Origin of the sequence: Acinetobacter sp. RUH 2624, assembly GCF_000162375.2 — a bacterium.
Classification (GTDB): Bacteria; Pseudomonadota; Gammaproteobacteria; order Pseudomonadales; family Moraxellaceae; genus Acinetobacter; species Acinetobacter nosocomialis.
The window spans coordinates 1-3,753 of record NZ_KI391945.1; the positions used below are offsets into that span (position 1 = coordinate 1).

Annotated in this window: 2 protein-coding genes and 2 pseudogenes; all 4 read right to left on the bottom strand. The window is 35.8% G+C overall.

Features of this window, described 5'->3' with window-relative positions:
* Positions 1 to 388: pseudogene (locus tag HMPREF0014_RS25145) on the bottom strand (replication protein); the annotation flags it as partial.
* A 397-nt stretch (positions 389 to 785) separates the two neighbouring features.
* Positions 786 to 1,163, bottom strand: coding sequence for a hypothetical protein (locus HMPREF0014_RS25150; RefSeq protein ID WP_006581732.1), 378 nt, complete (start codon positions 1,161 to 1,163; stop codon positions 786 to 788).
* 77 nt (positions 1,164 to 1,240) lie between these two features.
* Positions 1,241 to 2,935: a MobV family relaxase gene (gene mobV, locus HMPREF0014_RS25155; protein ID WP_020992418.1), complete on the bottom strand. Its 1,695-nt coding sequence runs from the start codon at positions 2,933 to 2,935 to the stop codon at positions 1,241 to 1,243.
* 103 nt (positions 2,936 to 3,038) lie between these two features.
* Positions 3,039 to 3,753 (bottom strand): annotated as a pseudogene (locus HMPREF0014_RS25160) (replication protein); the annotation flags it as partial.

Below are 3,753 nucleotides of genomic sequence, written 5' to 3' on the forward strand. Positions count from 1 at the left end.
CTTTTTTTGAGCAATCCGGACACGTCCAAACGCTGCCACAATATTGAATATTGTCATAGCTTGCACGTTTTTTAGCAGAGTCATAACGAACACCAACCGGCATTTTTTCAGAAATACGCAACTTGCCACAGTAACAGACACGGAATTCCTGTTTTTCTGCATTCGGGGTATAGAGGATCTGCCCAGCTTTTTCTTTTAACTGCTCAGTTTGTTTTCTGTATTCTTTGTACTGGGTATCATCTTGCTGTAAGCCTTGCTGTGACTGGTTGGAACAGAATTTAGTAATTGTTCCAAGGCGATTTTTTCGAGATGCAGGGACGACAGCAGATAGCGCAGGAGCGCTTTTAATGAAAGATGTTGTTTTTTGAGGGTTTTGTCTGTTTTGCATTCTCAAGCCTATATTCAGGCTTGATGGGGGAGGAAATCACCTTTATACTATCCGTATACATTGTGAAATCAGCACCTCAAGCCGCTGAAAGTAGCCAATCAAAAGCCTGATCCGCCAAGATATGGGGCTTTTTTTTGGTCTGTAAAAAACTAAAAGTAATATAACTTAAATATTTCTGTTATTCAAATAGCTGATTTTAAAGTAAAAATTACACTAAATATTTATTCTAATCAAATCTCTAAGCCATTGTTTTCTAAGTTGTTCGCACCCGTTGGGATGCTCTGTTACTCCCGTTTGAAATCAAAAGGGAGCTTGTAATCAGGGAAAAAACATCTTAAATCGGATGAAGTTTGTGCCACTCGTAGACACTCGTTCACCTAAAATTTCGATTACACATCTATTTTTTTTCTTTTTCTTTTTCTTTTTCTATTTTCTTTCTTAGCTTTATTGTCTTTAATTCCTCTTCAAGAATTTTATTAAGCAGTTCCTTACTCTTCAACTCTTCCTCAAGTAACTTTCTACCATTCAGCCTAAATGAAGGTGTCATATTATTTTTTTCTGCTTGAGTAATCAGCCAGCTAGAAAAAAGATTTATAGCAACTGATGTACTGGCATCACTAATTTGAGCAACCGCATCTAACAATGCACTATCAAAAGCCATCCCATGATTATCTTGATGTATTGGTTTGATTTCTAATAAAGTGCTATCAAAATTTTGCTTCTGAAAATCAACATAAGAATCAATATACATATTTGAAATTTTTAGTTCTAACATTTACTTATCCCTTCAAAATTAATAATTTATAGAAATATTATTATAACTCCATAATAAGTATCTCTATTAATTAAAACCTACATCTCAAAATCATTACCCTTTTTCTTTTGCTCTTCAAAATATACACCACTATCTAATTGATTTTTATTAGATAGTTCGACAGATTCATTATATTTACTCTGTCTTTCTTTTGACTTCTCATCAATTAAAAGTACGTCATATTCATTTTTACACTTACCAACCAACACATCACTTAAAGCACGTTTTACCTCATTCGCTTTTTCATAAGCCCATACACCACCCTCTTGCACTTGATCATCTATAATACTTTGAATTGCAACAATATATTTTGCAGATGAATCAAAATTATCATAGTAACTTGGTCTTGTTCCCCAACTCCTAAAAGTATCGTCATAATCTTTACTCTTAGAATCTGCACATTGATTTAATATAATTTCTAATTTCTTTTTAAAATCATATACTTCTCTATCATTCATTAGCCTAAGTATCTCAGCATATGGGTTAGTTGTAGGCTCATTATTATCAAGCAAAGCAGTATAGTTAGCCCCCTCTCTGATAACACCCTCTAATTTGCTCTGTATTGCGTTATAAGCCAGTTTTTCAGGCTCAGTGGTACATTCGCCTACTTTATCCCATAAATGCGCTCTATCAGCCTCTATTTGCGTTCTACGATCATTTTCCAGTACCTTCCTAAATTCTATTGCCTGTTGTCGCTCCTGCTCTTTTGCTAACTGTTCACGGTGCGCCCTTAATTGCGCTTCAAATCGTGCATCCTCTTCCCTTTTTCTAATCAATTGATTTTTATGATCTTGTATTCGATCTTTTAAGCTCTGTTCTATTTCCTTGTAATCATTTGGAAAAAGCTCTTTAAATTCAATAACTTGAGAAAATTCATCAAGCATTTTATCAATCTTTTTTTCTAATTTTTTTATCTGTTTTACTGCATTTCTATGGGCTTCTGCTTCTTTCTCTGTCTTAATAATTTGCTCTGAAAGCTTTACAGATAGGGATTCTTGGGCTTTTAAAGACTGCTTTTGATAGTATTCATGCTGCTCATCAAAAAGACTTCCAAAATACTTCTGCAACTTCTCATCTTTTAAAGGTTTTCCATCCAACATATGAATTGTAGAATCATTATAAGTAATTGTTTTTAATGCTGGTTTTTGAATTAAATATTTTTCATTATCAGGCTTTTGAATTTCAGCATAAAAATCTTTAATTGTCGTATGTTCTGCCTTTGATCCCTCCAGCCCTCTTTCAAGCCCTAAATCTTTCACTTGGTCATGAAAATCAGTCTGCATTTTTGATAATTTTGCCCTGCCGCCTAAAAATTCCCTAGCGTTCAATTTCCCCTGTGAATCAATAGGAACAACGTATGCGACAAGGTGCGGGGTAGTTTCATCACGGTGGATCGACGTACTAATAACATTTTCAGCACCATGCCTTTGTTTTAACCATTCAATCGATCTTTTGAAGAAATCCGCTTCTTTTTCTGTCCCTAATCCCGACCAATCTGGAGACATTGTTATTAAATATTCAACACACAAAACCGCATTTGAACGCGTTTTTTCAGGAAGTCGATTTTTAACCCCATCCATCACCTGTCCTGCTGTTTTTAAATCATGTTCATTATTAACAGTGCGGTATGGGTCAGCATTAGGAGTTGGTCTATTGCGATAGTTATGGCTCAAAGAAGCAGCAATATTGCCGATTGTTTTCAGTTTTTCTGTTCGAAGAATTGCATAACTCATAAAACACATCCTATCGCTAGTTTTCCCCCAGTGTGCCACAGGGAAAAACATTAGCGAAGCGGAATGTGTACTCACTACACAATTTTAAAACTACGTTTTCAAATTATTCCATGAGCGGGGGAGATTTCTCCCCTCGACCCCTCGAAAAACGCGATGCGTTTTTAAGCCCGAACAGAAAATCCTTCACGGATTTTAAGTCGGTCTGAATCCCATTTTTTTCAAAATCGGATTCCACGAGTTCAAGAAACTCGACACGTTTTTTGTGATAACAAATAGTCCACCAGTCTTGTGAACTTAAAGCCAATGCATCATAAACCTGGCTAGATTCCTCTTCTTGTTGATTAGCCAAATCTTCATCTTCTTCTAAATTTTTTAATCCTAATAATTCAAGCAAACCATTACTTGGCCGAATCTGTCTTGCACCTTTAAATGCCTTAGCATATGTCCTAAAAATTCGGCTGTATTTATCAGAGGTACTCACTTCCATTTGTGCTAAATCCAGTACTTCCCACATAGTCAAACTGGACATATTTTTTTTACCAATCTTCATATGTGATTGGGTCAGCTCAGAAGCCAAACCCCATTTTGCAATATAACTTGCATAGGTCTGCTCACCTGTTTTTTCCATTTTCAGGTCTACACCATGTTTACGACTAGGCTTTCCAAGCCCACGTTTGACACACTTCTCAGCCCAAAACTCGTAAATCTCACCCTCAATTCTTTCTATATCCTCTTTCTGATATTCACGATTCAAAAACAGCAAAATATGCAGGTGGGGATGAAAGCCATTTCTATCTGAATACTTAACCTCTGTTGCC

Bases quoted from the DNA above. Each gene is read 5' to 3' on its own strand.
- mobV (WP_020992418.1), bottom strand. From the start codon at position 2,935: ATGAGTTATGCAATTCTTCGAACAGAAAAACTGAAAACAATCGGCAAT.
- HMPREF0014_RS25150 (WP_006581732.1), bottom strand. From the start codon at position 1,163: ATGTTAGAACTAAAAATTTCAAATATGTATATTGATTCTTATGTTGAT.